This is a genomic window from Marinomonas pontica (genome assembly GCF_036322735.1).
GTDB classification, from domain to species: domain Bacteria; phylum Pseudomonadota; class Gammaproteobacteria; order Pseudomonadales; family Marinomonadaceae; genus Marinomonas; species Marinomonas pontica.
Genome location: NZ_AP027271.1, coordinates 274,810 through 300,438 on the forward strand (window position 1 = coordinate 274,810; position 25,629 = coordinate 300,438).

General features: G+C 47.3%; 26 protein-coding genes. 11 read left to right on the forward strand and 15 right to left on the reverse strand.

Translation table 11 applies throughout. The features are described from left to right. Positions 1–132: 132 nt before the first annotated feature. Positions 133–1,110 (reverse strand): TRAP transporter substrate-binding protein, encoded by a 978-nt coding sequence (locus AABA11_RS01240; RefSeq protein WP_338264734.1) that lies wholly within the window; start codon positions 1,108–1,110, stop codon positions 133–135. A gap of 97 nt (positions 1,111–1,207) precedes the next feature. Continuing rightward, positions 1,208–2,008 carry a putative hydro-lyase gene (locus tag AABA11_RS01245; protein ID WP_338264736.1) on the reverse strand — a complete coding sequence of 267 codons (801 nt, stop codon included), beginning with the start codon at positions 2,006–2,008 and terminating at the stop codon, positions 1,208–1,210. A 198-nt stretch (positions 2,009–2,206) separates the two neighbouring features. Here AABA11_RS01245 and AABA11_RS01250 point away from each other — a divergent pair, with 198 nt between their 5' ends. Further along, the gene (locus AABA11_RS01250) at positions 2,207–3,478 is read left to right on the forward strand and encodes an amidase family protein (protein WP_338264738.1); all 1,272 of its coding nucleotides are present in this window, start codon (positions 2,207–2,209) and stop codon (positions 3,476–3,478) included. Here AABA11_RS01250 and AABA11_RS01255 read toward each other — a convergent pair. Both AABA11_RS01255 and AABA11_RS01260 read right to left on the reverse strand, forming a co-directional pair. Beyond that, positions 3,475–4,110 carry an O-methyltransferase gene (locus AABA11_RS01255; protein ID WP_338264739.1) on the reverse strand — a complete coding sequence of 212 codons (636 nt, stop codon included), beginning with the start codon at positions 4,108–4,110 and terminating at the stop codon, positions 3,475–3,477. The genes AABA11_RS01250 and AABA11_RS01255 overlap by 4 nt on opposite strands. A gap of 120 nt (positions 4,111–4,230) precedes the next feature. Further along, positions 4,231–5,124, reverse strand: a complete 894-nt coding sequence (locus AABA11_RS01260) for a LysR family transcriptional regulator (RefSeq protein ID WP_338264740.1) — start codon at positions 5,122–5,124, stop codon at positions 4,231–4,233. Between the two features lie 153 nt (positions 5,125–5,277). Between AABA11_RS01260 and AABA11_RS01265 the strand changes: the two genes are divergently transcribed. Next, on the forward strand, positions 5,278–5,865 hold the full coding sequence (locus AABA11_RS01265) for a DUF502 domain-containing protein (RefSeq protein WP_265730262.1): 588 nt from the start codon (positions 5,278–5,280) through the stop codon (positions 5,863–5,865). Positions 5,866–5,954: 89 nt separating this feature from the next. Further along, positions 5,955–7,190, forward strand: coding sequence for a TIGR03862 family flavoprotein (locus AABA11_RS01270; RefSeq protein ID WP_265730261.1), 1,236 nt, complete (start codon positions 5,955–5,957; stop codon positions 7,188–7,190). A 111-nt stretch (positions 7,191–7,301) separates the two neighbouring features. Here the strand turns inward: AABA11_RS01270 and AABA11_RS01275 are convergent, their stop codons facing one another. Together AABA11_RS01275 and AABA11_RS01280 are read right to left on the reverse strand one after the other, a co-directional pair. Beyond that, positions 7,302–7,847: a porin family protein gene (locus AABA11_RS01275; RefSeq protein ID WP_265730260.1), complete on the reverse strand. Its 546-nt coding sequence runs from the start codon at positions 7,845–7,847 to the stop codon at positions 7,302–7,304. A 293-nt stretch (positions 7,848–8,140) separates the two neighbouring features. Beyond that, positions 8,141–9,037 (reverse strand): NAD(P)/FAD-dependent oxidoreductase, encoded by an 897-nt coding sequence (locus AABA11_RS01280; protein WP_265730259.1) that lies wholly within the window; start codon positions 9,035–9,037, stop codon positions 8,141–8,143. A gap of 111 nt (positions 9,038–9,148) precedes the next feature. On the opposite strand from AABA11_RS01280, the gene AABA11_RS01285 reads away from it, so the two are divergent. Both AABA11_RS01285 and AABA11_RS01290 read left to right on the forward strand, forming a co-directional pair. Next, positions 9,149–9,628 carry an Rrf2 family transcriptional regulator gene (locus AABA11_RS01285; RefSeq protein WP_265730258.1) on the forward strand — a complete coding sequence of 160 codons (480 nt, stop codon included), beginning with the start codon at positions 9,149–9,151 and terminating at the stop codon, positions 9,626–9,628. Positions 9,629–9,833: 205 nt separating this feature from the next. Further along, entirely contained in the window at positions 9,834–10,631 is a 798-nt protein-coding gene (locus AABA11_RS01290) for a DODA-type extradiol aromatic ring-opening family dioxygenase (RefSeq protein ID WP_265730257.1), read from the forward strand. On the opposite strand, the gene AABA11_RS01295 is transcribed toward AABA11_RS01290, so the two are convergent. Next, positions 10,628–10,966 (reverse strand): hypothetical protein, encoded by a 339-nt coding sequence (locus AABA11_RS01295; RefSeq protein WP_265730256.1) that lies wholly within the window; start codon positions 10,964–10,966, stop codon positions 10,628–10,630. The two genes, AABA11_RS01290 and AABA11_RS01295, sit on opposite strands and share 4 nt — an antisense overlap. Before the next feature lie 19 nt (positions 10,967–10,985). Further along, on the reverse strand, positions 10,986–11,870 hold the full coding sequence (locus tag AABA11_RS01300; protein WP_265730255.1) for a phytanoyl-CoA dioxygenase family protein: 885 nt from the start codon (positions 11,868–11,870) through the stop codon (positions 10,986–10,988). Positions 11,871–12,154: 284 nt separating this feature from the next. On the opposite strand from AABA11_RS01300, the gene AABA11_RS01305 reads away from it, so the two are divergent. Then, a complete protein-coding gene (locus AABA11_RS01305; RefSeq protein WP_265730254.1) occupies positions 12,155–12,337 on the forward strand; it encodes a hypothetical protein in 183 nt (60 codons plus the stop codon). 182 nt (positions 12,338–12,519) lie between these two features. After that, entirely contained in the window at positions 12,520–12,702 is a 183-nt protein-coding gene (locus tag AABA11_RS01310) for a hypothetical protein (protein WP_265730253.1), read from the forward strand. Between the two features lie 97 nt (positions 12,703–12,799). Here AABA11_RS01310 and AABA11_RS01315 read toward each other — a convergent pair whose 3' ends face one another. The 6 genes from AABA11_RS01315 to AABA11_RS01340 form a co-directional block, all read right to left on the reverse strand. Beyond that, positions 12,800–14,524, reverse strand: coding sequence for an ABC transporter substrate-binding protein (locus tag AABA11_RS01315; protein ID WP_265730252.1), 1,725 nt, complete (start codon positions 14,522–14,524; stop codon positions 12,800–12,802). 106 nt (positions 14,525–14,630) lie between these two features. Continuing rightward, a complete protein-coding gene (locus tag AABA11_RS01320) occupies positions 14,631–14,903 on the reverse strand; it encodes a DUF2160 domain-containing protein (RefSeq protein WP_265730251.1) in 273 nt (90 codons plus the stop codon). Positions 14,904–14,914: 11 nt separating this feature from the next. Beyond that, positions 14,915–15,811 (reverse strand): carbohydrate ABC transporter permease, encoded by an 897-nt coding sequence (locus tag AABA11_RS01325; RefSeq protein ID WP_265730250.1) that lies wholly within the window; start codon positions 15,809–15,811, stop codon positions 14,915–14,917. Positions 15,812–15,820: 9 nt separating this feature from the next. Beyond that, positions 15,821–16,690 carry a carbohydrate ABC transporter permease gene (locus AABA11_RS01330; RefSeq protein ID WP_265730249.1) on the reverse strand — a complete coding sequence of 290 codons (870 nt, stop codon included), beginning with the start codon at positions 16,688–16,690 and terminating at the stop codon, positions 15,821–15,823. Continuing rightward, entirely contained in the window at positions 16,680–17,837 is a 1,158-nt protein-coding gene (locus AABA11_RS01335; protein ID WP_265730248.1) for an ABC transporter ATP-binding protein, read from the reverse strand. Before AABA11_RS01335 ends, AABA11_RS01330 begins: the two co-directional genes overlap by 11 nt. A 2-nt stretch (positions 17,838–17,839) precedes the next feature. Next, positions 17,840–18,928 (reverse strand): ABC transporter ATP-binding protein, encoded by a 1,089-nt coding sequence (locus AABA11_RS01340; protein ID WP_265730247.1) that lies wholly within the window; start codon positions 18,926–18,928, stop codon positions 17,840–17,842. A gap of 325 nt (positions 18,929–19,253) precedes the next feature. Here AABA11_RS01340 and AABA11_RS01345 point away from each other — a divergent pair, with 325 nt between their 5' ends. From AABA11_RS01345 to AABA11_RS01360, 4 genes are all read left to right on the forward strand, one after another. Further along, positions 19,254–21,269 carry a sigma-54-dependent Fis family transcriptional regulator gene (locus tag AABA11_RS01345; RefSeq protein ID WP_338264752.1) on the forward strand — a complete coding sequence of 672 codons (2,016 nt, stop codon included), beginning with the start codon at positions 19,254–19,256 and terminating at the stop codon, positions 21,267–21,269. Between the two features lie 53 nt (positions 21,270–21,322). Continuing rightward, a complete protein-coding gene (locus AABA11_RS01350) occupies positions 21,323–21,832 on the forward strand; it encodes a DUF7482 domain-containing protein (RefSeq protein WP_338264754.1) in 510 nt (169 codons plus the stop codon). A 271-nt stretch (positions 21,833–22,103) separates the two neighbouring features. Next, complete coding sequence (locus AABA11_RS01355; protein ID WP_338264756.1) at positions 22,104–23,078, forward strand: DUF1852 domain-containing protein; 975 nt, start codon at positions 22,104–22,106, stop codon at positions 23,076–23,078. Between the two features lie 57 nt (positions 23,079–23,135). Continuing rightward, on the forward strand, positions 23,136–24,188 hold the full coding sequence (locus tag AABA11_RS01360) for a methionine synthase (protein ID WP_338269623.1): 1,053 nt from the start codon (positions 23,136–23,138) through the stop codon (positions 24,186–24,188). Between the two features lie 308 nt (positions 24,189–24,496). Here the strand turns inward: AABA11_RS01360 and AABA11_RS01365 are convergent, their stop codons facing one another. Continuing rightward, on the reverse strand, positions 24,497–25,546 hold the full coding sequence (locus tag AABA11_RS01365; RefSeq protein WP_338264758.1) for a zinc-binding metallopeptidase family protein: 1,050 nt from the start codon (positions 25,544–25,546) through the stop codon (positions 24,497–24,499). Positions 25,547–25,629: the final 83 nt, after the last annotated feature.

Below are 25,629 nucleotides of genomic sequence, written 5' to 3' on the forward strand. Positions count from 1 at the left end.
ACTAATCCCTCCCCTTATCGTCAAGGGTTAGGGAGGGGTGGTTCGTCTTTCTTTGATCCCCACCCAGCCCCCCCCTTCGCAGGAGGGAGGTGTATTTACTATTTCAGTTAGGTGGGGGATTTATATCGCTAATTAGTTCTGGTAACGCGTTAGGATCTCGCCGACTTCTTTTGGCGCTTCTGCTTTCCACTCTTCTGTCATGGTTTTGCCTATGGCTTGCAGTTCTTTCAACAGTTGAGGAGACGGCTCTGAAACCACCATGCCGTTTTCAATTAAGGTGGCTTTGTCTTTCGCAGCGCGTGCGGCTACTTTTGTCCAGCCTGCGGCTTCAGCGTGTTTTGCAGCGTCCAAAATCACTTGTTGAGTGGCTTTATCTAAACGACGAAAAGCGCGTTTATTCACCACAATGATGTTTTTAGGAATCCACGCTTTTACGTCGGTGTAGTTGTTTACATAATCCCACGCTTGGCTATCCACACCGGTGGATGGCGAGGTGATCATGGCTTGAATGATGCCCGTACTGAAGGCTTGTGGGATGTCTGGTACTTGAATCGTGGTTGGGGTGGTTCCCATTAGATCCGCAAGGCGGGACGTTGATGGGCTGTAAGCGCGCATCTTTTGTCCTTTTAGGTCGGCCAAACTGTTCACTGGATCTTTGCTGTAAAGGCTCTGCGCTGGCCACGCTACTGCATAAAGCAGCATCATACCGTCTTTATCCAATTGTTTGGAGACCGCTGGCTTCGCCGCTTCCCACAGCTTTTTCGCGTCTTCAAAAGACGTCGCTAAGAAGGGAATATTATCGTGCTTATACACGGGGTTTTCGTTGCCAAGAATCCCCAAGAAAACTTCGCCCATTTGCACTTGGCCGGTTTTTACCGAACGAGGAATCTCAGTGTGTTTCACCAAAGAGCCACCAGAGTGAACGGTAATGTCCAATTCCCCTTTGGTGTTTTCTTTGATTTCTTGCGCGAAAGTATAAGCGATTTGAGTGGGCAGGTTACCGTCACCGTAAGGTGTTGGCATGTGCCATTTTTCAGCAAAACTCGCCGTCGAAGTAAGACCACTGATAGCGACGCCACCAATGAGTAGAGCACGATTTAATGTCATCATTGTTCCGTTCCTGTTTTGATGTTGTTGTAGTGTGTTGCCTGTTATTTCTTATTATTTTGCCTACCTAGGTGCTTTTGTCTCATTCAAAAATGATGGGCTAAAGCACCGCCAGATCCATGTCTAAAATATCCGTCACCAGCATTTTTCCCGGTGCATGAGTAATACAAATAGGCGGTTTTGCATTACGAATCGCCACCTGCGGTGTTACGCCACATGCCCAAAAAACAGGGACTTCACCGTCTTTGATACTGACAGCATCACCATACTCTGGTTTGCCTAAATCCGTAATGCCAATGTCTTGTGGTGAACCAAAGTGTAGTGGAGCGCCGTGCGCTTTGGGAAAACGAGTGGTAATTTGAATGGCACGAATGGCATCTTTTGGAACATAAGGACGCATGGTCACCACGGTATTACCGAAAAAACGCCCCGCAGGCACCGTCGCAATGTTGGTTTCAAACATAGACACATTAACGTCTTCTTCTATGTTTCTCGGGGTTAGCCCTGCTTGTGACAACGCATGTTCAAACGAAAAAGAACAACCCAAGACAAAAGCCACCATGTCGTCTTGCCATAGGTCTTCAATGTCCGCGCGGCTTTCGACTTTCTCGCCATTGCGATACACATAGTATTCGGGAATGTCGTGGCGCATATCAATATCATGACCCAGTTCCGGCATGTTGAAATCGCCCACTTCAGAGACGCCTATCAAAGGGCAAGACACTGGATTCTTTTGGCAGTAAAGCAAAAACTCGCTCGCCCAATCCGCCGGTAAAATCACCACGTTGCCTTGCATCGCGCCTTGTACCAAACCGCTGGTAGGCCCAGTGTGCGCTTTGCTGCGGATCGCTTGGCGTAAATCATAGGTTTGTTGCAATAACGGAGACGGAGTGGGGTTCATGGATGTTTTCCTTATTCTTGCCACAATTGGATTGTCTAAGAGTAGATCTAGCTTGGTCGTAAAGTCTAATCGTGATTTTTTGGGTAATTTGATCAATTTTTTTTATCAAGGCGCTGTCGTCTGATTATTCTCCCTTTGACGAAACGGATCAACAACGGTACTTTTTGACGCAATGTATGATCAACACTAGGCGAATGTATGACGCAATCAAAACCATCGAATGTTGCTTGGCAAGGCCGAGATTTGATCGCTGAGTGGAAGCGCTCCTTGGGCATTATTGAGACAAAAGGTCAGTCCGTTTTTACTGAGCTTTTTGATTATGTCGAGCCACAACAGGGCGTTTTAAATGGGTCGATTATTTCGATCAAGGACTTGTTTCAAGTGCAAGGCTATAAGACGCAAGCAGGATCGATTTTTTTAGATAATACGCCCGCCGAGCAAGACGCGGTCGCGGTCTCTCAGTTACGAAAAGCAGGTGCGAGCTTCGTGGGGCACACCAATATGACCGAGCTGGCGTATTCGGGGCTGGGTTTGAATCCGCATTATGGCACGCCTGACAACCCGATACAGGCCGGTCGCATTACCGGTGGTTCAACCAGTGGTGGCGCAGCATCGGTGGCGTTGGGTGTGGCGGATGCCGCGCTGGGTACTGACACGGGTGGATCATTGCGCATTCCAGCGGCGTTTTGTGGCTTAACGGGGTTTAAGCCCTCACAACACTCGGTATCAAGAGAAGGCTGTTTGCCCTTGTCCGATTCACTTGATTCGGTCGGTCCAATGGCCAAAACAGTAGAGGAGTGCGAGTTGTTGTGGCAGGTATTGTCTGCAACAACAACGCCAGCGGATTTCTCCAGAAGCGCAGACTCTTCTCCGCTAAAACTAGTGGTACCCAGTAACTTTGGTATGAATGATTTGGATGCGCCCGTTGAGAAAGGTTTTGCCGAGAAATTATCTCAGCTTGAAGCCGCAGGCATGGCGATTGAGCGGCGTTTTATTGATGCGCTAGAAACCTATAAAACCTTGCCTGTTTGGCAGTTTTCGGCGTTTGAATGTCAGGCGTTTTATGGTCAAGATTACGATCTAGAAAACGCAGACATTGACCCGCGAGTGGCGTCACGTATCGCACGTGCCAAAAACCTTCATGCCGAAGACTTCCAGCAAACGCTCGTGGCGCGAGCGGCTTTTATTGAACGAATGGCAAAAGAAGAGCCGAATACGGTTTTCCTATTGCCAACCGTGGCGGTCGTCGCGCCCAAACTGTCTGATTTAGAAGAGGACGCGGAATACGATCGTCTTAACTTGTTGTGCTTGCGTAATACATCGCTGGCCAACGTATTGAACGGTTGCAGTATTTCCTTGCCGTTTCGATTTGAAAACGAGCCAATGGGGCTGATGCTCACCGCCGCAAATGGCATGGACAAGGCGCTACTTGCATTGGCGAAACGCGTTGAACCGATCGTGGCGTATTAAGGCGCATTATAATGTGGTGAGGGCTCATAGCGGCTGATTTCCAAACCGGTTCCGACCGGCAGAAGTACTCCGCTCATGTGGGCTTTTGCTCTTACTGCAAGGCCGTAATCTTTGACTTCCTGATTGCCCGGCCGGATCATGTTGTCGGCGACAACGATGGCGCCAGGGTTCAGTTTTGGATAAAAGACGTCCAAGCAGGGAACGTACATGTCCTTCCACAAATCCAATAAAATAAAGTCGAATTTGCCCTCATATTGCTGAATAAGTTCAACCGCGTCACCAATCTGAAAGTCGATATAGTCTGCTAGCCCCGCCTCGGTGGCTTTTTGTTTGGCGTAATCGCTTTTGTATTGATGCATTTCAAGTGTGGTCACACGACCGCCCGTTGCTTTGGCTGCTTCAGCAAGCCAAATGCCAGAATAGCCAAACGAGGTACCGATTTCCAAGATATTGGGGGCTTTTAAGCTTTTAACCAGCAGGTTGAGTAATTGGCCAGTGTCTGGGCCTACGGCTCTCATGCGCTGATCGTGACCGCCATCTCGGCCGCCTTTTGGTTCTATTCTTGGGGCTTGTCGCTCTTGCTGAATGCGCTGGTGGTATTGCTCTAAAACCGCTTGTATTTGATGATCCATTAACACTTCCTTTTTAACCAACAAAGTTGAGATGCAACGATGCTGCCGTCTTTTGTTGATCAAATCAAGATGGTTTTCATTATCATTCTCATTGTTTGGACATTGTGACGCGGTCTCTTCTTATTGATTGTATTCTTCGGCGGCCAGCACGGCGATGTTGGTGGCGATTTCTGCAATGGGGTTGAAGGGTTCATCGGAATAGGACGCTGTGAAGGTCAGGTCGCTGGGTGTCCAAACCGCACGAATTTTTTGCAGACTGCCCGCTTCCAGTTCTTTGGCAATCATAATGTTCGGCAAGGTAGAAATACCGACCGCATCAATGGCTAAACTTCGGCAGGCGGCCAACGAGGTAGAGGCGAAGAAGTGCGCAGGTGCGCCATCCAGTTCACGGAATTTTTGGTTTATTTCCACATAAGGCTTGGTGGCACGGGCGTAGGTAATAATGGGCCATTTGGCCAATTCCTCTAAATACAGCAAGCGATCAGGTAGCTCTAATGTGGGGCTGGCGACCCAAGACAGCGAAAACGTACACAACGCTCGGTTCACAATGTTGGGTTCGGAAATGGGGCCCATGAGCAATCCTAAATCTAGGGATCTGTCTTTAATTCCAGTGGTTAAGTTTGAGGTGATGTCCACTGTCATTTCGACGTCTAGGTTGGGCATGTCATTGTGTAAACGAGAGAGAAAATCGGGCAACCAAGTATTAACAATGGTTTCAGACACCCCCAAACGCAGTACGCCTGTGTAAGCGTTGGAAATATTGGCGCGTTTTTTCAGTTGCTCTGTCTGATAGAGAATTTTCTCTATGTACGGCAGCAATTCTTTGCCTTTTGACGTCAGAGTGATCGGACTGGAGCCTCCTTCACGCTCAAACAATTTAACGCCCAGCTCCTCTTCTAATCCTGAAATGCGTGCTGAAATAGCGGGTTGTGTGGTGTGCAGTCGTTCGGCGGCCTTACGGAAATTGCCTAACGAGGCAACCCTGACGAAGGTTTCTAGGCGTTTATAGTTCATGTTATTGCTCCGTAAGAGACCTCAATAAAGTCGTTATTGTGCAAAAGGGTATAAGGCTGACAGTGTTTCGGCAATCTTTTCGTCAACTCTTGTCAGAGTCATAGGAGTGGCACAGACCTTGCGGTATGCTGTACAAAATTTAATAGGATCCTTATGAAAATGAACAAATTGATTACCTTGTTATTAAAAGGGTTAGTGGCTGTTTTGCCCATTGGGTTAACGGTGTATTTGATTTATTGGTTGTTGGCGACGGGCGAGGCGATTGCTCAGCCGGTCTTGTTATTGCTGATTCCTGATGCCTTGTATTTCCCCGGCTTAGGCTTGATCGCCAGCTTAGGCATGTTGGTGTTAACCGGTTTTTTGGTGAACCTGTACGGTATTCGCTACTTGGTGAAATTAAGCCATAACATTTTCGAACGTATTCCGTTAGTGAAGTCCATTTATGGTGCGATTAAAGACATGATGATGGTCTTTAATTTGGCGGAAAAAAAGGAAATGAAAAGCGTGGTGTCCATTGAATGGAATGGCGCGCAGGTGATTGGCTTTATCACTGGTGAGAAAACCGGACAGCAATTGTTTGCAGACCAAGATCTGGTGGGGGTCTATGTGCCATTGAGTTATCAAATTGGCGGCATGACCTTGTATATTTCCCGCGATAGATTGACAGAGCTGGACATTGGCGTGGAAGAAGCGATGCGTTTGGCATTGACCGCAGGAGTGCAGAGTCGACCTAAGTCCTAACGATTACCCTAAACTTTGTGGATTAGCCATTGGGGCTTGGGGGAAAATTCTTTATCATGCGTGTTTTTTTATAGTGGGTATGGGTCAGTATGCAAAATGCGGTGCAAACGCAAAAAACAGTCATTGTTGTTGGCGCGGGCCCAGCGGGTCTGATGGCAGCAGAAGGGATTTGTGCCGCAGGTCATCAAGTCCATGTATACGATGCTAAGCCCAGCGCGTGCCGCAAGTTTTTATTAGCGGGTGTGGGTGGCATGAACATCACTCATTCCGAAGCGTACCCCGAATTCATTCAGCGTTACTACGACAAAGCCGATTGGCTGGACACGTCGATTCGTCACTTCAATGCCGATGATTTATGCGATTGGATCCATGCGTTAGGCATTGAAACCTTTGTTGGTACCTCTGGCCGCGTTTTTCCCAAAGACATGAAAGCCGCGCCATTACTGCGTAACTGGTTAAAACGCTTACGCGATGCGGGTGTGCAGTTTCATATGCGCCACAAAATGGTCGCGTTGTCGGTCAATGATGTTGTTTTTGATCACGCTGGTGAAAGCGTGACGGCAAAAGCGGATGCGATTGTGTTGGCAATGGGCGGTGCGAGCTGGCCGAAGTTGGGTTCTGACGGTGCTTGGCTTCCGGTGTTGACGGAAAAGGGCATTGATGTCGCTCCTCTGCAAAGCGCCAATTGCGGTTTTTACAGCGAGTGGAGTGAGCACTTACAATCCAAGTTTGCGGGCAGCCCTCTTAAAGACGTGGCGTTTTCTTTTGCGTTAGAAGACGGACGTGTCGTGACGAAAAAGGGCGAATGCATTGTCACCCGCGATGGCATGGAAGGCAGCCTGATTTATGCGTTTTCTAAATATTTGCGTGACGGCATCAATGCGTCCGGTCGGTCGTCGTTATTGATGGATTTCCTACCTCTGCAAAGTGAAGCGCAAGTCATTCAAAAGCTGCGTAACACGAAACCAAAAGAATCCTTTAGTAAGTATTTGAAGCGCACCTTGGGCATCAGCGGCGTGAAAGCGGCGCTGCTGTACGAGGCATTTCCAAAAGACGCCTTTCAGACACCTGACACTTTGGCGAGATGCTTAAAAGCCGTGCCGGCAAGTTTTTACAAAACCAAGCCCATTGAAGAAGTGATCTCGAGTGCGGGCGGTGTGTGTGAAAACAGTGTCGATGAGAAACTCATGTTGAAAGCCATGCCCGGTGTGTTTTGTGCTGGTGAGATGCTGGATTGGGAAGCGCCAACGGGCGGCTATTTATTAACGGCGTGTTTTGCGACGGGCCGATTGGCCGCACAGGGTGTCCGTGAGTTTTTAACCTGATCGATAAAACTCAAAACGCTCAATGTCACCATTGGGCGTTTTGGTCTGTATCGACGGTTCAAAAAAATACCACATCCATGTGGGAGAATGATTCGATTATGTCATGTGCGATTAATTGGTCGTTTGTTGATTCGGCATGCCAAAGCTGTACTGCACACCAATGGACGTTACGTTGTCCAGATGGTTGTCTTCGATGTCTTTCACCAGACGGAAGTCTGCTCTAAGATCCACGTCGCTGTTAATAGCGTATTTCACACCACCACCGGCGTTTACCAGTAAGTTATTGGAGTCTCCATCCACATCCGTTATGCCCACACCTGCCGCGAGGTAAGGTGTTAAATTCACGGTGTCGAAGGCAGGTAGGCTGTAGAGCCCGTCCACACGATATTGATCTAAATCGTTGTCTCGGCCATTGCGGCTGGCGTCTGAATGTAAGTACACCGCTTCCAATGCCAGAGGGCTGTTGGTTTGGTAACCGACACCAATGGAATAGGAGGTGTCGTTGCCCGCTTGTCGATTTCCATCTGTGTTGTAGTAGCCAATGCTGGGTGTAAAAGTAATGCCTTGTTTGGGTGTTTCTGCATAGGCCATAGTGGCAAGTGATGAAGCAATTAATGCGCCGCTGAATAAAGTGCGTTTTTTAAAAGAAGTAATCATGTTGTTTTCTCCTAATGAACAGAGTGTTGTGTTGTTCGCTAGTTAGATTACGCGGAATTTTATGATTGAAAACCCCGCCAACAATGCGCAAAAAAATAGACGTGAACCGCCTCTGCCCAATCATGACGTAAGCTTTACTTATGTGACGGTATCTCAGCAATGAAACACTCAAATGAACACCAAAGGGTGTAGAAAATACGCCATTAATTACAGTAAGTTTTCATTTGAAAAATCGTTAGCTGGAAATAAGCAAGTGAGGTGAACAGTGTGATCACCTCACTCGATTTAGAGGGCTAATCGTGCATTAACGAAAAATGCGCACCCACTCCGGCCATGACGCCAGACGCGGAGGCGAGCGTGGCATTTTGCATTGGGTTCGACACGTCGCCAGCGGCAAATACGCCGTCGACGCTGGTGTGTTTCATCGCATCGGTTTTGATGACCAATCCCATTGGGCCTTCTTCAAACTCGCAGCCTAGCTGTTCGGCAAAGGGGCTCGACATGTGTGTTTTTGGCCCCACAAAGAGCGCCGCAATGCGTACCGTACGACCATCCGCAAGGTAAACTGATGTCATCTCCGGCGCTCTCCCTAGTACTTCCAACACGGGCGTGCTTTCAATGGTAACGCCGCGTTTTAGTAGAAACGCTCGTTGCTCTTCATCTGGCTCAAATTCGCCTTGGGTAAAGTAAGTCGTTGGCCCCCAATCGGGAATCATCCCAGCTTGATGAATGGACAATGGGCTGGTGGCGATAACGCCAAGTGGCTGGTTGCGAACTTCATAGCCGTGGCAATAAGGGCAATGGATGACCGTCGCTCCCCAACGCTCTTTCAGGCCGGGGATATCTGGAATTTCGTCTCGTAGCCCAGTGGCGAGAATGAGTTTTTTGCTGCTCAGAAGTGTGCCGTCTTCCAGAGTAACATCGAACCCTTGCGCCTGTTTTTCGACGGTCGTCGCTTTGCCTTGCACTATGGTGGCGGTCGGGTAGTTAAGTAATTGGCGGTAGGCTTCTTGCTGAATGGCAAAAGGCGAGACGCCGTCTAGGCCAAAGAATCCATGGGATTCATCTGAGAAACGGTTTCTGGGCTCGCCAGCATCGATAACGGTGACGTGCCTTTGGCCTCTTGCCAACTGCATCGCAGCTGATAATCCTGCAAAACTTCCACCAATGATAATAACGTCTAATGGCATGAATAAGTCCTTCATTTGAAAGTGGGTGATTTATATGAAACATCATAAGTTACATGAAATACCAAAGTCAACTCACGATACTTTTAATGTTTCGTGAGAAACTGAGTTAGAATGCGTCAATCGTTATTCGCCATGAGATTACTGATGAGAAAAGACAGCCGTTTGTCCCGCATGTTGCACGTGTTGATTCACATGGATCAGCTGGATGCGCCCGCCACCTCCGATAAAATCGCCACTATGCTCAATACCAACCCTGTTGTGGTGCGTCGAACCATGGCGGGTTTACGAGAGAAGGGTTACGTCACCTCCGTGAAAGGCCACGGCGGCGGTTGGACATTATCGACCCCTCTGTCTGAGATCACCCTGTTGGATATTCATAATGCGTTGGGCGAAAGCTCGGTGTTTACCATTGGGTTGTCAGATGAACACACCTCGTGCCCTATTGAAATTGCGGTAAACCAAGCCATTAGCGATGTCTTGATGGAAGCCGAAGCGTTATTACTGGAACGTTTTCAAAACGTGACATTGGATGTGTTAGCGGTGGGCTTTGCGGATTATCCGCTGAATCAGCAAGTTTCTTCGCAAGACTAAAATTTGAATGCGATGTCATGATAGGTATTTCTTTAATTTAAAAGAAACAAAAATGAAACTTCAGATTTAATTATTAATTAAAATGAAATGATGGGTTAACTGGATGCGTATTGATCAAGCCAAGTCACCAACCTAGACTGATCGCATTAAATAAAGCGTATTTAGCGTCTTGCTAAATAGCGGATTATTCTAGTTTTAGAGGTGAATGATGATGTTACCCACGTATTTTATTTCCCATGGCGGTGGCCCTTGGCCGTACATAACAGACATGCGCGCCATGTTTGCAAACCTTGAAGCCTCTTTGGTCAGAATGACACAAGAATTGCCTGAGAAACCCAAAGCCATTTTGATGATTTCTGGTCACTGGGAGCGCAAAACCTTTGGTGTCCAGTCCAATCCAGCACCGGGTATGGAATATGACTATTACGGTTTTCCTGCGCATACTTATGAGATCAAATACCAAGCGCCGGGTTCACCAGAGGTTGCGGCTCGCGTCGCTGAACTCATCAAAGGTGCTGGATTTCCTGTGGATCTGGATGACAAAAAAGGCTTCGACCACGGTGCGTTTGCGCCTATGGCCGTGATGTACCCTGACGCTGACATGCCATTGGTTCAGTTGTCGTTAAAATCGAACCTAAACCCAGAAGAACACATGGCGTTAGGTCGCGCTTTAGCGCCTTTACGTGAAGAAGGCGTCTTAATTGTCGGCAGTGGATTGAGTTTTCATAACCTTGGGTTACGAGGTCCACAAGCCATCAAACCCTCTACGGAATTTGATGCGTGGTTGCAAGAAACCTTATTAGAATCTGAGCCCGCTGAGCGCAGTGCAAGCATAGTGGAATGGGACAAGGCCCCTTATGCCCGCCTTTGTCATCCACGAGAAGATCATTTGATTCCTCTCATGGTTGCCCTTGGTGCCGCTGAAAAAGGCAAAGCGACGTGCGTCTACCACGATAAAGGGCTTTTTGGCGGCTGGACAGCCTCTAGTTTCCGCTTTGATTAAGCGTTCTTAGGTTTTTTCGTTGCGTATTTTTTGGTGGCTCTAGACCGAAAACCGGATCTAGCGCCCACCTGCTTAATGCGTCCTTTCATTTCCAGCATGGCGATTTTGATCTTTTTGTTCGAAGTCGCCAGCGTCTTTAACTGCTCGATTTCTTTTAACGCCTCGGCGAATTGTTTTTTGGCCAGTAATATTTCAACTACTTTTTGCATATTTTCAACGACTTCTGTGTGATCCGAAGAGAAGTTAGATACGCTGATTTCAAACGCGTTTCTTGCGGCCTCTAGCGTCTCATCGGTTTGATCTGTCTGTTTGTCGTTGCGTGTCATAGTGGTCATGAAAGCCTTGGAGGGTAGATTATAATTGGCGTCTAAAATCGAGTCGTAATACTTGTCTCGGAAGATTAGACACATTCGCAGAAAAGGTGTGAAGGCAGCGTGGATCCATGACGATGATGTCGCCCGCTGCGCCGGTCAATGGGATGGCTTTCTGTTCGATGCCATGCAGCGTATTGCCTTCTTCTAGGAATCGTTGGATTCGTTGATCAGGAGAGCCTTCTTTAACCAGCGCTTGGAACCAAGGGTCTTCTTGAACAAGGGGATCTAACACCTGATCCATAGGCAATAGGATTACGTCGTTCGGATTCTCAAACAATCCGCTGTTCACCGATTCAAAGGCGTTTATTAATGCTTCGTTATTGGATGTCCCGAGTGTTTTTGCAAGACGCTCCGCGCGTCGATGAGACCCAGAAATGACGGTTGTTGGCCCCATGTCTACAGTGACAGTATCTAGAAACACAAAGACAAATACGCTCCATGGTTCAGCGTCACCAACCACACAAGGCTCATCGCTGTGCCAAGACTTATGAGGTACATTCCAGACCGCTTCTGAGCCAGGAAAACTCAACAAAGAATACCAAAGATCTAACGGACGCCATGCATTAGCCACAAATACCTGATCGATAACCGATTGGATCGCACGCTCGACATCGTCTAATTTCCCCGAGGCTTTGAGCTCTCGCATTATCGACCCCATGCCGTTCAACCGTTTGGCACGGGCGTCTCCGACAGGGTTGTTTGCATTGGAAAACCATGTACTGGGCTCGTCGAGTTGAATGCCAAACTTGCGGTCAACCTCCTGCCAAAAATGGGCTTGCACATCAGCCACCTTTTCAACATCGATGACATTGTTGAGCTTAAGAACACCCTTGTTTAGGAAGTCTTCCTGTTTAGGTACAGTCATCGAATTGGTGTCCTTGTCAGGGTTAGCATCGTTGTGATTTGTCTCTTAGACCCATCATACCATTAGGCGCTCTGGTAGGTATTCCTATCCTATTTTAGCGACCGATATTAGGCAGTGTTTTTTTCGATCCACTCATTAACTTTTAGTTTGATCGATGGTGGCTTCGAAAGGATTCAGTCAACGATCTTTAGGTAATGCAAATTACAGTCATGACTTTGTAAGGCTAGGAGTTGAGAAAAAAGTACTTTGCTATGCTCGCCCATTCGTAGAATGAGGAGATAAAAATGAAAGCCACTTTACTTATAATGGCAGTCAGTCTGGTATCGTTAACCGGTTGCGAGATAAACCGAGTGGGCGGGAAATTTGCTGGCATTGATATCGAAGCAAAGAGTGATGAAGGTCACAAGGATAGCGGATCTTCGGGTAAGTTTTGCCCTCCAGGACAAGCTAAAAAAGGTGGCTGTTAGCTTTACCTATAAACATAATCCCTATTGTTTAACGTAAACTGGCATGAATTGAAGTTGTTTCGTGTCAGTTTTATGGTGAGTTTTTCCGTTTTTTACATAAATTTTCTTATTTATGACAGAGTAATTTCCAAAATATTGTCTATTGTTAGACATTCCACATGCCATCTATGGAGAGAACCAGCATGAACAGAAAAGATAACAGTATCGCACGTTTAGTGAATCTGCTCGAAGATCTAGAAAAAGTATCCCTTCAAGACATAGCCCAAATCCCTTCATCACAACAGCATATATTGGCGGAAAAAATCGAAAGCTTACAGGATGAGCTAAAAGCATTGATGAAGGACGACGAACACACCACACATTGACAGTATGACGCAGACGTTTCCGCTTCTTAACAGCAAAAAAAAGACCGGCCAAGGCCGGTCAAACGTTCAGAGTGCTGGGAAAATCACATAACGAATATTATTCCCAAGAGCGCAGTAGGTCGTCATAAGAGACGGTTACGCCTTGTGGTTTTTCATTCGCCAATTTCGCTTTCGGAGCGCCTGGTTGTGCCAACCAGTACGCTTCGTCACGCGGTTTGTTCAGTTTTGGTCCACATAGAGGTTGCACGTTAGCGCGTTCTAGACGTTCCATTACTTTATCCTGCGCGGCGGCTAGGCCGTTAAGCGCTTCTTGTGGAGTGGCTTCGCCGCTTGCCGCTTGCGAAATGTACTGCCACCAAAGCTGAGCTAACTTAGGATAATCCGGCACGTTGATCCCTGTTGGTGACCACTGTTTGCGCGCTGGTCCTTTGTAGAATTCAACCAAACCACCCAATTTTGGCGCTGCTGCTGCCATTTCTGGAGAGTTGATGTCTGACTCACGAATCGGCGTTAGACCGACGAGTGTTTTCTTCAAAGAAACGGTTTTTGCCGTTGTGAACTGAGCGTACAACCAGGCTGCTAGACGACGGTCGTCTGGTGTCGAGTTCATGAAAGTCCAAGCACCCACGTCTTGATACCCTTTCTTCATGCCTTCTTCCCAGTATGGCCCAACCGGGGACGGTGCCATGCGCCATTTTGGTGAACCATCTTCGTTCACAACAGGTAAGCCTTTGGTTGTCATGTCAGCCGTAAAGGCGGTGTACCAGAAAATTTGCTGAGCCACGCCGCCTTGAGCCGGTACTGGACCAGATTCAGAGAACGTCATGCCTTGTGCTTCTGGTGGCGCGTACTTACGCAACCATTCAACGTATTTTGTTGTCGCGTATACGGCCGCAGGGCCGTTGGTTGCGCCGCCACGAGAAACGCTTGAACCAACTGGTGAGCACGCATCTTTGATACGAATACCCCATTCATCCACGGGTAATCCATTTGGCGTGCCTTTGTCGCCCGCACCCGCCATAGAGAACCACGCATCCGTGAAACGCCAGCCTAGAGATGGGTCTTTTTTGCCGTAATCCATGTGACCGTATACACGCTCGCCATCGATGTTTTTCACTTTGTCAGTGAAGAATTCAGCAATGTCTTCGTAAGCGGACCAGTTCACTGGTACACCCAGCTCATAGCCATAAATGGATTTGAACTTAGCTTTTAAATCCGGGCGCGCAAACCAATCGGCACGGAACCAATATAGGTTGGCAAACTGCTGTGTTGGCAATTGGTAAAGTTTGCCGTCAGGCCCTGTAGTGAAATCCAAACCAATGAAATCAGCAAGATCTAGCGTAGGAGAGGTAAAGTTTTTACCGTCGCCAGCCATCATGTCAGAGATAGGCACGACTTTACCGTAACGGAAATGCGTACCGATCAAGTCGGAATCGTTCACGTAAGCATCGTAAATATTACGACCAGACTGCATTTGGGTTTGCAATTTTTCGACCACGTCACCTTCTTGGATCAAGTCATGATTGACCTTGATGCCAGTGATTTCTTGGAAGGCTTTTGCCAACACTTGAGACTCGTATTTGTGAGTCGTTAAGGTTTCAGACGCGACGTTGATTTCCATGCCACGGAATTTTTTCGCGGCTTCGGTAAACCAATGCATTTCATCAAGCTGTTGTTGTTTGGTCAGTGTGGAGACGGTGAATTCGCTGTCTACCCACTTTTCTGCTGCGTCGGAGTATGCATCGGCCCAGATATTGGCAGAGTGCAACATAACAGCAAAGGGTAAGGCGGCGAGTGCAATTTTTTTCTTATTGTAGTGCATGTTTTACCTCAACTAAGTTTGGTGTTTCTTTTTGGTTTTTGTAAGCGGCTTCCTTGCCAGAGATTCCATTGTTCTTATTGATAAGCGCGACTGATAAGGACGCTGACTAGCCCCAACGCATCAGGATGATCATCCAAAATGCACACAGGGCGGTTGCCACCGCGATGTTCACATCCGTTAACGCAACGAATGCAAGGTGGATAAAAGCGCTGCTAAGCAGGCCAATGAATAAGCGATCACCGCGTGTGGTGGCCAAGGGCAAAAAGCCACGACGTTCCACACAAGGTGAGAGTATTTGCCATGTGGTCATACCGACCAAAATCACAGCAATACCAATAAAAAACAGAGCAGTGGGTAATGTCCAAGACATCCAAGCCATTGTAATTCTCCTTACACTCGACCAAGGGCAAAGCCCTTCGCCACATGGTTACGAACGAAATAAATGACCAACATACCCGGAAGAATAGTCAGTACACCGGCCGCAGCGAGCAGCCCCCAATCCATCCCAGATGCCGACACGGTTCGCGTCATAATGGCCGCAATGGGCTTGGCATCGACCGACGTTAACGTTCGCGCTAACAACAGCTCTACCCAAGAGAACATAAAGCAGAAGAAAGCCGTCACACCGATACCGGAGCGAATTAAGGGGATGAAGATACGCATGAAAAATTTCGGGAACGAATAACCATCGATGTACGCGGTTTCGTCTATTTCGCGCGGTACGCCGCTCATAAATCCTTCCAAAATCCACACCGCCAATGGCACGTTGAACAAGCAGTGTGCTAAGGCCACAGCAATGTGCGTATCGAACAAACCCACTGACGAATACAGCTGGAAGAAGGGCAATAAAAACACCGCTGGTGGCGCCATACGGTTCGACAGTAACCAAAAGAACATGTGCTTATCGCCAATGAACTTATAGCGACTGAACGCGTACGCCGCCGGTAAAGCAACGATCAAACTGATGACCATGTTCATGGACACGTAAAAGATTGAGTTCACATAACCCATGTACCAGGTCGCGTCACCAAAGATTTTGGCGTAGTTCTCCAAGGTGAAATCCGCCGGAAAGAAAGACAATCCGCTGAGAATTTCGGTGTTGGTTTTGAAGGACATGTTTACCAACCAATAGATGGGTAAAAGCAACAAAACGACGTACAGAACCAAACCAAAGCGACCACGAAGGTTGGCATTGCGTGCTTTTCGTTCCGCACGGCTATACACGGGGGCTTGCTCTTTGGTAATGCCTTTATTGTGTGAGATAGGTGTTGTAGATGACTGAGTCATAATCCGCTCCTACTTGTCTTTTTGCATGTTCATGATGGTGGTGTAGAACACCCAACACACGAGCAAGATGATTAAGAAGTACACCAACGAGAACGCCGCTGCAGGGCCAAGATCAAACTGGCCGATGGCTTGCTGTACCAAGGACTGACTCAAAAAGGTCGTGGAACTACCAGGGCCGCCACCGGTGAGAACGAAGGGCTCGGTGTAGATCATGAAAGAATCCATAAAGCGCAATAACACACCAATAATCAATACGTTAGTGAGCTTAGGTAACTGGATATAGCGGAACACTGCCCAACGAGACGCTTGATCAATACGCGCCGCTTGGTAATACACTTCTGGAATGGCGCGCAGTCCGGAGTAGCACAATAAGGCAACCAATGGCGTCCAATGCCACACGTCCATCAACACTACGGTTAACCAAGCATCGGTTGGGTCTGACGCATAGTTATAATCGACACCGATGCCGCTCATAAAGGCACCAAACAACCCGATGTCTGCTCGGCCGAAAATTTGCCAAATAGTCCCAACCACGTTCCATGGAATCAGCAAAGGAATGGCCACTAATATCAGCGACAACGAAGCGCCACGGCCTTTGGTCGGCATCATCAAGGCGACGCAAATCCCCAATGGCACTTCGATGGCCAAAATGGTGAAGGAATACAGGAATTGACGCAGTAATGCTTCGTGCAAGCGGCTGTCCAGCATGACTTGTTTGAACCATTCCGTGCCAACAAAGTAGCGCGTGTAAGGGTCAAAAATATCTTGTACCGAATAGTTCACCACCGTCATTAATGGAATGATGGCAGAGAACGCCACGATCAAGAAAACCGGCAGAACAAGGAACCACGCCTTGTTGTTTTCAACTTTAGTTTGCATGGTCAGTCTCCTCAACCGTGTCGTTCACAGCGGCTTGATCGGCGATGTCGATCAAATAGTCATCCACGTAGACCTTGGTCCATTGTTCCGGAAAGCTCACATAGATTTGACCTGATGGCACTTTCTGGTCTTCGCTCAGGCGAGCCTTCATGACTTGGCCGTTGAATAAGAAAGACAGAATTTTGTAGGTACCAAGGTCTTCCACGTAGTCCACATCCACTGGGAACGCGTCGTTGTTTTTGCCGTCCCAGACATGCACAAACTCGGGGCGAATGCCCATGGTGACTTTGTCTGCGCCCATGGCGTGTAAGCGGGTTAGCATGGCATCGCTGACGGAAATCTCATGATCGCCAAACATCAAGGCCGCTTTTTGATCGCCTTGGCTTTTTAGCTCGGCGTCAAAAAAGTTCATCCCCGGGCTGCCAATAAAGTAGCCAACAAAGGTGTGCGCTGGGTTTTCGAATAGTTCTCGTGGCGTACCGAACTGGACGATCTGCCCGTTGTACATCACGGCAATTTTGTCCGCGAAAGTAGAAGCTTCGAGCTGATCGTGCGTCACATACACCATGGTTATGTTGAACTGTTCATGGATTTGTTTGAGCTTACGGCGCAGCTTCCATTTCAGTTGAGGGTCGATAACGGTGAGTGGTTCATCAAACAAAATCGCCGACACATCGTCGCGTACTAAACCGCGGCCCATGGAGACTTTTTGTTTCTGATCCGCAGATAAACCTTTGGCTTTGCGTGTCAGTTGGTCAGACAGCTCAAGAATCTCGGCGACTTCGTAAACTTTCGACTTCACCTTGTATTCCGGTACGCCAATGTTACGCAGCGGGAAAGCCAAGTTATCAAATACCGTCATGGTGTCGTACACCACTGGGAACTGGAAAACTTGCGCAATATTGCGTTCTTCGGGTTTCAGCTCATTGACGCGTTTGCCGTCGAACAAGACTTCGCCATCGGAAGGTTCCAATAAGCCCGAAATAATGTTCAGCAGTGTGGATTTGCCGCAACCAGATGGCCCTAGCAGAGCAAATGCGCCGCCTTGCTCCCACACATGCGTCATTTCACGAATGGCGTAATCTTCGGGTTTGGTTGGATTGTCGGTATAGGTATGCGCTAAGGCATTTAAGGTTATAGAAGCCATGATTATTGATCCCTCATTCGTGCTGGGGAATGCACCATCTTGCCTTGAGCGTCAAAGGCGTACAGCTTGTGCGTTGGGAAGTAGACCTTAATTTCTTGATCCACTTGATAGGCATGAACACCAGACAGATGAAGCACTAAATCAAAGTGTGGATTGTGCACGTGTAGGAAGGTTTCGGAGCCACTGATCTCTGCTAAATCCACACGAACTGGCAACTCTAAATCGTCGTCAGAGTGTGGCACCAAACCAATGTGAGACGCGCGTACACCAAACTGATAATCGCCCGGCGCAAGACGGCGCAAGTCGCTGTTTAAACGAAAATGCACGGTGTCATCGAAGGTCACTTCCTCTTCGCTGACTTTGCCCGGAACCACGTTAATGGGCGGTTCAGAGAACATTTCTGCGGTAATGATGTCTTTTGGCTGGTGGTAAACTTCGGCGGTTGGCCCCATTTGCAATAAGCGGCCTTCGTTCAAAACGGCGGTGTTACCGCCCAACGCCAAGGCTTCGTTAGGTTCGGTTGTGGCGTAAATGGCGATGCAATTACGGGCTTTGAACAAGGCGCGCAGTTCTTGGCGCAGTTCTTCACGCAGTTTGTAATCGAGGTTCACCAGAGGCTCATCAAAGAGGATGATTTGCGAGTCTTTTACCAAGGCTCTTGCCATCGCCGTGCGTTGTTGCTGACCACCAGACAGTTGTAATGGCAAACGATCAAGGAAAGGATCGATGCGTAACATTTCGGCGGTTTCACGCACACGACGGTCGACTTCTTTTTCATCCATTTTGGCCAAACGAAGAGGCGAAGCGATGTTTTCGTAAACCGTGAGGTTGGGGTAATTGATGAACTGTTGATACACCATGGAAATGTTGCGTTCGCGAACAGGCACCCCTGTTACGTCCACCCCATTCATGAGGATTTTACCTTTGGTAGGTCGATCAAGACCGGCCATAAGGCGCATCAGCGTGGTTTTGCCAGACAGCGTGCGGCCAAGCAAAACGTTGAATGAGCCGGGTTCGAGAGACAAATTCACATCGTCGATCCACGTCTCGCCTTCAACAACGCGCGATACATTCTGCAGCGTCAGAGACATTGTACGTACCTTTTTTGTTGTTATTTTTTTCGTGTACGACCGGGTTTGTTTTTAAGTGATTCGCCAACAGGCATGCACAAGATCAAAACCGAACGTACCGTGATGAGTAAATACATTACAAAAGCCATGCCAAAAATATTTTTATACGATTGGTTTTATTTAAACCATTGAAAAATATAGACTTATTTTGGTTTTCTGGTCTTTTTAAGCGATTTTCACTTTCGAACAGGGGCTGTTCACGAGTGTTCAAAGTGTTTACAGTTCGTTAAAACAATGAACATTTCGTGCACAGTATGGGGTTTTGCATGCTGTTGTGGAGTTGGAAATGCAAGACGAAGAAAAACAAAAACAACAAGCCGAGCTGAGCCGCGGCAGTCTAGACCCGCAGTCAATGACAACCCAGTCACACAAAGAGCGAATCCAAGCGTCTTGGTATCGTTGTGAACAATTTGGTCTGGAGCATGGCAGCCGTCCAGACTTTGCAACCTTGCCAAAAGGCACTTTGACGGATCTAATCGATCAGCATCGCAGCCTATTGGAAACCACTGAAAACGAAGTGCTGCCTTACTACGAAAATATTCTCAGCAATTCCGCCTGCATGATTGTTCTGGCGGATCGCCAAGGACACGTGTTGAACACATGGGGGCAACCACGCTTTGGCAGCGCTGCGGAACACGGCTTGATCGGTGGCAATCAGTGGACTGAAATGGGCGTCGGCACCAACGCCATTGGCACCGCTTTGATCACTGGTGAAGCGATTCAAGTGGGGCGCGACGAACACTTTTTGCGTGCCAATCGTTTTATGGTCGGTTCGGCCTCGCCCATCTACAACACAAAAAACGATTTGGTCGGCGTGCTCGACATTTCTTCAGACGCGTACCTTCCACAGGATCACACGTTCGGCATGGTGAAACTCATGTCGCTCAGCGTGGAAAATCGCCTGATATTTTCGGCTTTTCAGCAAGAGCATTTTATTCTCAGCTTTAATACCAACGTGGTCAGTTTGGACAGTCATTGGTCGGGTATTTTGGTATTGGATGAAAACGGCACGATTGTGTCGGCTAACCGTCGTGCCGAAGTGGTTTTGGCTCGCGATTTGGCTTTGCTGAACATCAATCAAGTGTTTGACATTCAAATGCGGGAAATCAAACATCATCCATTCAGTTTGCCCATGAAATTGATCGCCATGGGGCGCTATCAGTTTTACGTCAAAGTGATTCCGCCGGTGCAACAAATTATGCGTGTGCCTGACTTCCGTCAGCGCACAGATTATGTGGCACCAATACAGCCAGAACCCCTTGTTATGAATGAAAAAAAACCAGAGCTTGAAAAAGCAGAAAAGGTCAAAAAGACAGACGATATTGGCGTGCTTGATATCCCCGATAATGTGATTCCTTTAGCCGAACTGCAGCATGGTGATGAGCGTGTAGAGCGTCTTGTTCGTCAAGCTCATAAGATCATGGAAAAAGACATTCCTATTTTGATTCATGGTGAAACAGGGGCGGGAAAAGAGATATTTGTTCGCAGTTTGCACTATCATAGCTCTCGTTCTAAAGAGATGTTAGTCGCAGTAAACTGCGCAGCGATTCCGGCAGAACTAGTTGAGTCTGAACTTTTTGGTTATGAAAAAGGCGCTTTTACTGGCGCACAAAATCGCGGCTCTATTGGCCTGATTCGTCGTGCCCATCGTGGTACATTATTTCTCGATGAGATCGGTGAAATGCCGATGGCTGTGCAGTCGCGTTTATTGCGTGTTTTACAAGAAAGAGTAGTCACACCGTTGGGTTCTACTGAAGCGTTTCCTGTGGACATTAAACTGATTTCCGCCACCAATCGCATCTTAAAAGAAGAAGTGAAAGAAGGGCGCTTTCGCCAAGATTTATATTATCGAATCTCAGGGTTAAACATCGAATTACCAGCATTACGTGAACGTACCGACAAGGCTGAATTGATTCGTTATTTGCATGAACGTCTGCGAAAAGAAGAGCCCGGCCCTGCTTTATCGTCAGATATGCTTGAATTATTGGTTAGACATCCTTGGCCGGGGAACATGCGTCAACTCGCTCATGTATTAAAAGTCGGCATGGCAATGGCCGATGAGGAAGAGCTAGAAGAATGGCATTTGCCTGATGATTTTTTTGACGACCTCGATGCCATGGGGCAAGTTGATGATTCAGCATCATCAAAGGCTGCCAGCGAACAAGATGAACCGTTAGAAGACTTGATACCTAGGCTCTTAAACGAGTTCAAAGGCAATGTCTCGCAAACCGCCAAAACCGCTGGAGTGAGCCGGAACACGGTTTATAAATACGCGAAGTTAAAAGACGAAAATGAAGAATGATTGCGAGGTTAGAATGGATGAGAAAATTAACCTTATTAAGGACGTTCACATACATGATAGTTAAAAGTGTGTTTGCCATTGTTTTTGCGTGTGTATTGTCTGCTTGCAGCGTTATGAAAGATACGCCTCAGGTTAGCTTGCCTTTGTTGCACGGCTGGCATGATGGCAAAGAAGTTCGCTACATTACTACCGATGTATCAGATCAAGCGGTGGCAAAAGCCAAAAATGCCAATTATGCGCCTCGGTTGCGTGATGCCGTGCCAAATTATCCCAAACCGCCCCAAGTCAAAACGGTATTGGAGCGTGTGTATGCTTTTCCAAATCAAGAGCAAGCGTGGAGTGTATTTGCGTCGGTTCCTGAGCCATTAGGCTATGAAAGTCAAGATACTCATTACTCACCACTTTGGTTGATGTACGTCGTTGTATGGAAAGACCCAAGTAAGGCAACAGAGCTTAGGTCTGAAGAAGCCATTCTTACGGCTGAAGATCAGGGCTTGGTCACCATCGAACGGACCAATATTGTGCTCAATTGTCCGGTTATTCCGTTTTCCCTTGTTGATTAGAGTCCGATAAAACAACGCTCTAGCTAGGGCGTTCTCGTCTTTCCCAATCTATTTATTCTCGAGAAAAAGTAACTGCTTCGTGCTGTGTCTATTTTTGAATCATGAATATAATTCATTATATTTAAATTTAATTCATTTTTGTTCATGTTTGTAGTTGCGTATAACAGTACTCAGAGAATAGTTAGGCCAATCGCCAACAATCAACAAACTGGCAAGTGAGAACAAGGAATAGATCCCTATTTCACTTCAGAAAATAGGATATCAGATCACCATGAATAACGATTTTACCTTTACCATTAAGAGCATTTGTTTCGATGAAAGCTATCGTCCTTCTAGCAATACTCGCATCACAACGAACTTTGCGAATTTGGCTAGGGGAGAGCGAAGACAAGAGAATTTACGTGACGCATTAAGGATGATTAACAATCGTTTTAATACCTTGGCGCATTGGGATAACGCAAAGGGAGATCGTTACACTGTTGAGCTTGAAATCATTTCGGTTGATGTTGATATCGAAGGAAAAGGCCAGTCCTTTCCAACCATTGAAATCTTGAAGACGAATATTTTTGATCATCACACTGAGCAGCGTATCGAAGGCATTGTAGGAAACAATTTCTCTTCTTATGTGCGTGATTATGACTTCAGCGTTTTGCTACCAAACCATAACAAAGGTCAAAAAGAATTTAGCATCCCCGAAAATTTTGGCGATCTGCATGGAAAACTCTTTAAAAGCTTTGTGGCATCAGACAGCTTTAAAGAAAATTTTAGCAAACCACCTGTTATTTGTCTGAGTGTTTCAGACAACAAAACGTACCAGCGAACAGGAAACCAGCATCCGGTCTTGGGCGTTGAATATGAACCAAGTGGCACCTCTTTGACCGAACATTATTTCCAGAAGATGGGCTTGAAGGTTCGATACTTTATGCCTGCCAACAGTGCAGCCCCGCTGGCGTTTTATTTTGTGGGTGACTTGCTGAACGATTACAGCAATCTTGAGCTGATTAGCACCATCAGCACGATGGAAACTTTCCAGAAAATCTACCGACCAGAAATCTACAATGCTAACGCGGTCGCTGGAAAGTGCTATCAACCCAACTTAAACAACCTCGATCACTCTCTAACGCAAATTGTTTATGACCGTGAAGAGCGTAGCCAATTGGCGAGTGAGCAAGGCAAATTTGCTGAACAGCACTTTATAAAACCTCACCAAAGGCTACTTGAGCAGTGGGCTGCGAATTACGCATAAACGCTAGAATCCATGACGACTTGGTCAATATTACATTTAATAGACGGTATTTTTATTATGACAACAGCGACGAATAACACACTTCTACCCACGTCAACAGCCGGCAGTTTGCCTAAACCCACATGGCTGGCAGAACCAGAAACGCTTTGGTCGCCTTGGAAATTAGAAGGTGATCAATTAGTTGATGGCAAACAGGATGCGCTGCGTATCTCGCTGCAAGAGCAACAGCAGGCGGGCATTGATATTGTTAGTGATGGAGAACAAACGCGCCAACACTTCGTGACCACCTTTATTGAGCACCTCAGCGGTGTGGATTTTGAGAATCGTCAGACGGTGAGAATTCGTGATCGTTATGATGCGAGCGTGCCGACGGTGGTTGGCCCTGTCAGTCGCATCAAGCCTGTGTTTGTTGAAGATGCTAAGTTTCTACGTCAGCAAACCAAGCAACCGATTAAATGGGCGCTGCCAGGCCCAATGACGATGATTGATACGCTTTATGATGATCATTATAAAAGCCGCGAAAAGCTCGCGTGGGAATTTGCCAAGATTCTCAATCAAGAAGCCAAAGAGTTAGAAGCCGCTGGTGTAGATATCATCCAGTTTGATGAGCCCGCGTTTAATGTTTTTTTTGATGAGGTGAATGATTGGGGCATCGCGTGTTTAGAACGCGCCATCGAAGGCCTTAAATGCGAAACCGCAGTACATATTTGTTATGGCTACGGCATCAAAGCCAATACGGATTGGAAAAAGACGTTGGGGTCTGAATGGCGACAATATGAAGAAGCCTTTCCTAAGCTGCAACAATCCAGCATCGATATTATTTCGCTTGAATGTCATAACTCTCATGTGCCAATGGAATTGCTCGAATTGATCCGCGGTAAAAAAGTCATGGTCGGCGCCATCGACGTGGCAAACCATGCCATTGAGACACCAGAGGAAGTCGCTAATACTCTGCGCAAAGCCCTGCAGTTTGTGGACGCCGACAAGCTTTATCCTTGTACTAACTGTGGCATGGCGCCGTTGCCGCGTGAGGTTGCAAGAGGCAAACTACATGCCTTGAGCGCTGGCGCAGACATCATTCGAAAAGAGCTGGCTTTATTGTCGAATTAATCTCTTCGGGTGTCATTGCTCGCTGCTCGTGGCGCGAATAACTATAGTCACGATTGTCATTCCCGCGAAGGCGGGAAACCAGTGGTGTTGTCTAAATAGGGTTGTTTTTGGTGAGCATAATTGATTGATTCCCGCCTTCGCGGGAATGACGTATGTATATAGCTAGCGTTAATCCAATAAAACACCGATGCCTCGCCCCTTGGGGTGGGTATTTTGCCTCAATCGTAAAAAATCCCGTTTCGAATTTATATATCGAAACGGGATTTTTGATGTGTTGCTTCTAATTGTAATAATAGAATCTGGTGAATCTAAATATTCGACACAACTTTTAACATATTCAAAAACGCATTCACGGATTCTACCGCCGCTGATTCATGCATGGTGTGGTAGCCGATGGTGGGGATTTGAATGGTTGTGCCATCTACCAAGCCATTGGATGCGGCGATAATGCGGCCAAGCTCGGTACTACCAAGAGAACTTGGCGGCAAACCTTGCTCAGCACGTTTGGCGTTTTCATTTTCTACATAACGGTTCTTGTATAAATAACTGACGTTGTTTTTGACGCACAGTTCTTCAAGAAGCTTGGTGCTGTCTTTATTAAAGGTCGCGTTGGCGTCTTTTTCCCTAAGTACCAGAAGCTGTTCATTGGCGGCTTCTACGTTGGGAAATGGGCTGGTATCCACCACAAACAAGCGGTTGGTTGAGCCACCAAAGCGGCGGAACCACTCAAGCAAATAGCGCCAGCTTTTTCCTGCTTCTTCCTGTGCGGTAAAAAAGGCGGTGCCTTTGAAACCATGGTCAAAAAGATGCACCAAAGCCGCGGCTGAAATCACGTTGTCTAACTGACCTTCTAAGCGATTATCAACTACATGTAATTGGTCTTTAAACGCAATGGGAGTGCCAGCGACAACGCTCTCTAAGCCTTCTGTTTCGAAAATTAAGTTGTTACGAAATTCACAAACGTATGAGCTTTTAATGGTGCCTTTGCCACGGTATACGCCAGACCAAGGCTCGTAGGCGTAGATTTCTTCATGGTTGAAACGCTCTGTAACCTTGGTCATCAACTCCTCAGAAACCGAGTTATTCAACAAATCGGTGCGATTAGCTGAAACAAACGCGGCGTATTGGAATTCATTCGGGCCCGTACACACCAAGCCATGACGATCAATGTGCGCAGAGAACATGGTGCTAAACGGATCGCTGCCTTGGGCAACCAATAAACCTTCGTACCAAGTGACTTTTGCCCCTCGCTCTTCCAGTTCGCGTTGTAACACGCGGAAAAACGAATGCTCGGCGCCCACCACACTGGGCGCGCGAATAAGCAATTTGAGCAGGTCGATAAAGTCATCACTAGGCATGTAAATAGGATCCAATAAAAGAGGGCATATAGCTTAGTTTATAAACTGAATTGACGGATTTACATAATGTTTTTTGTACGTCT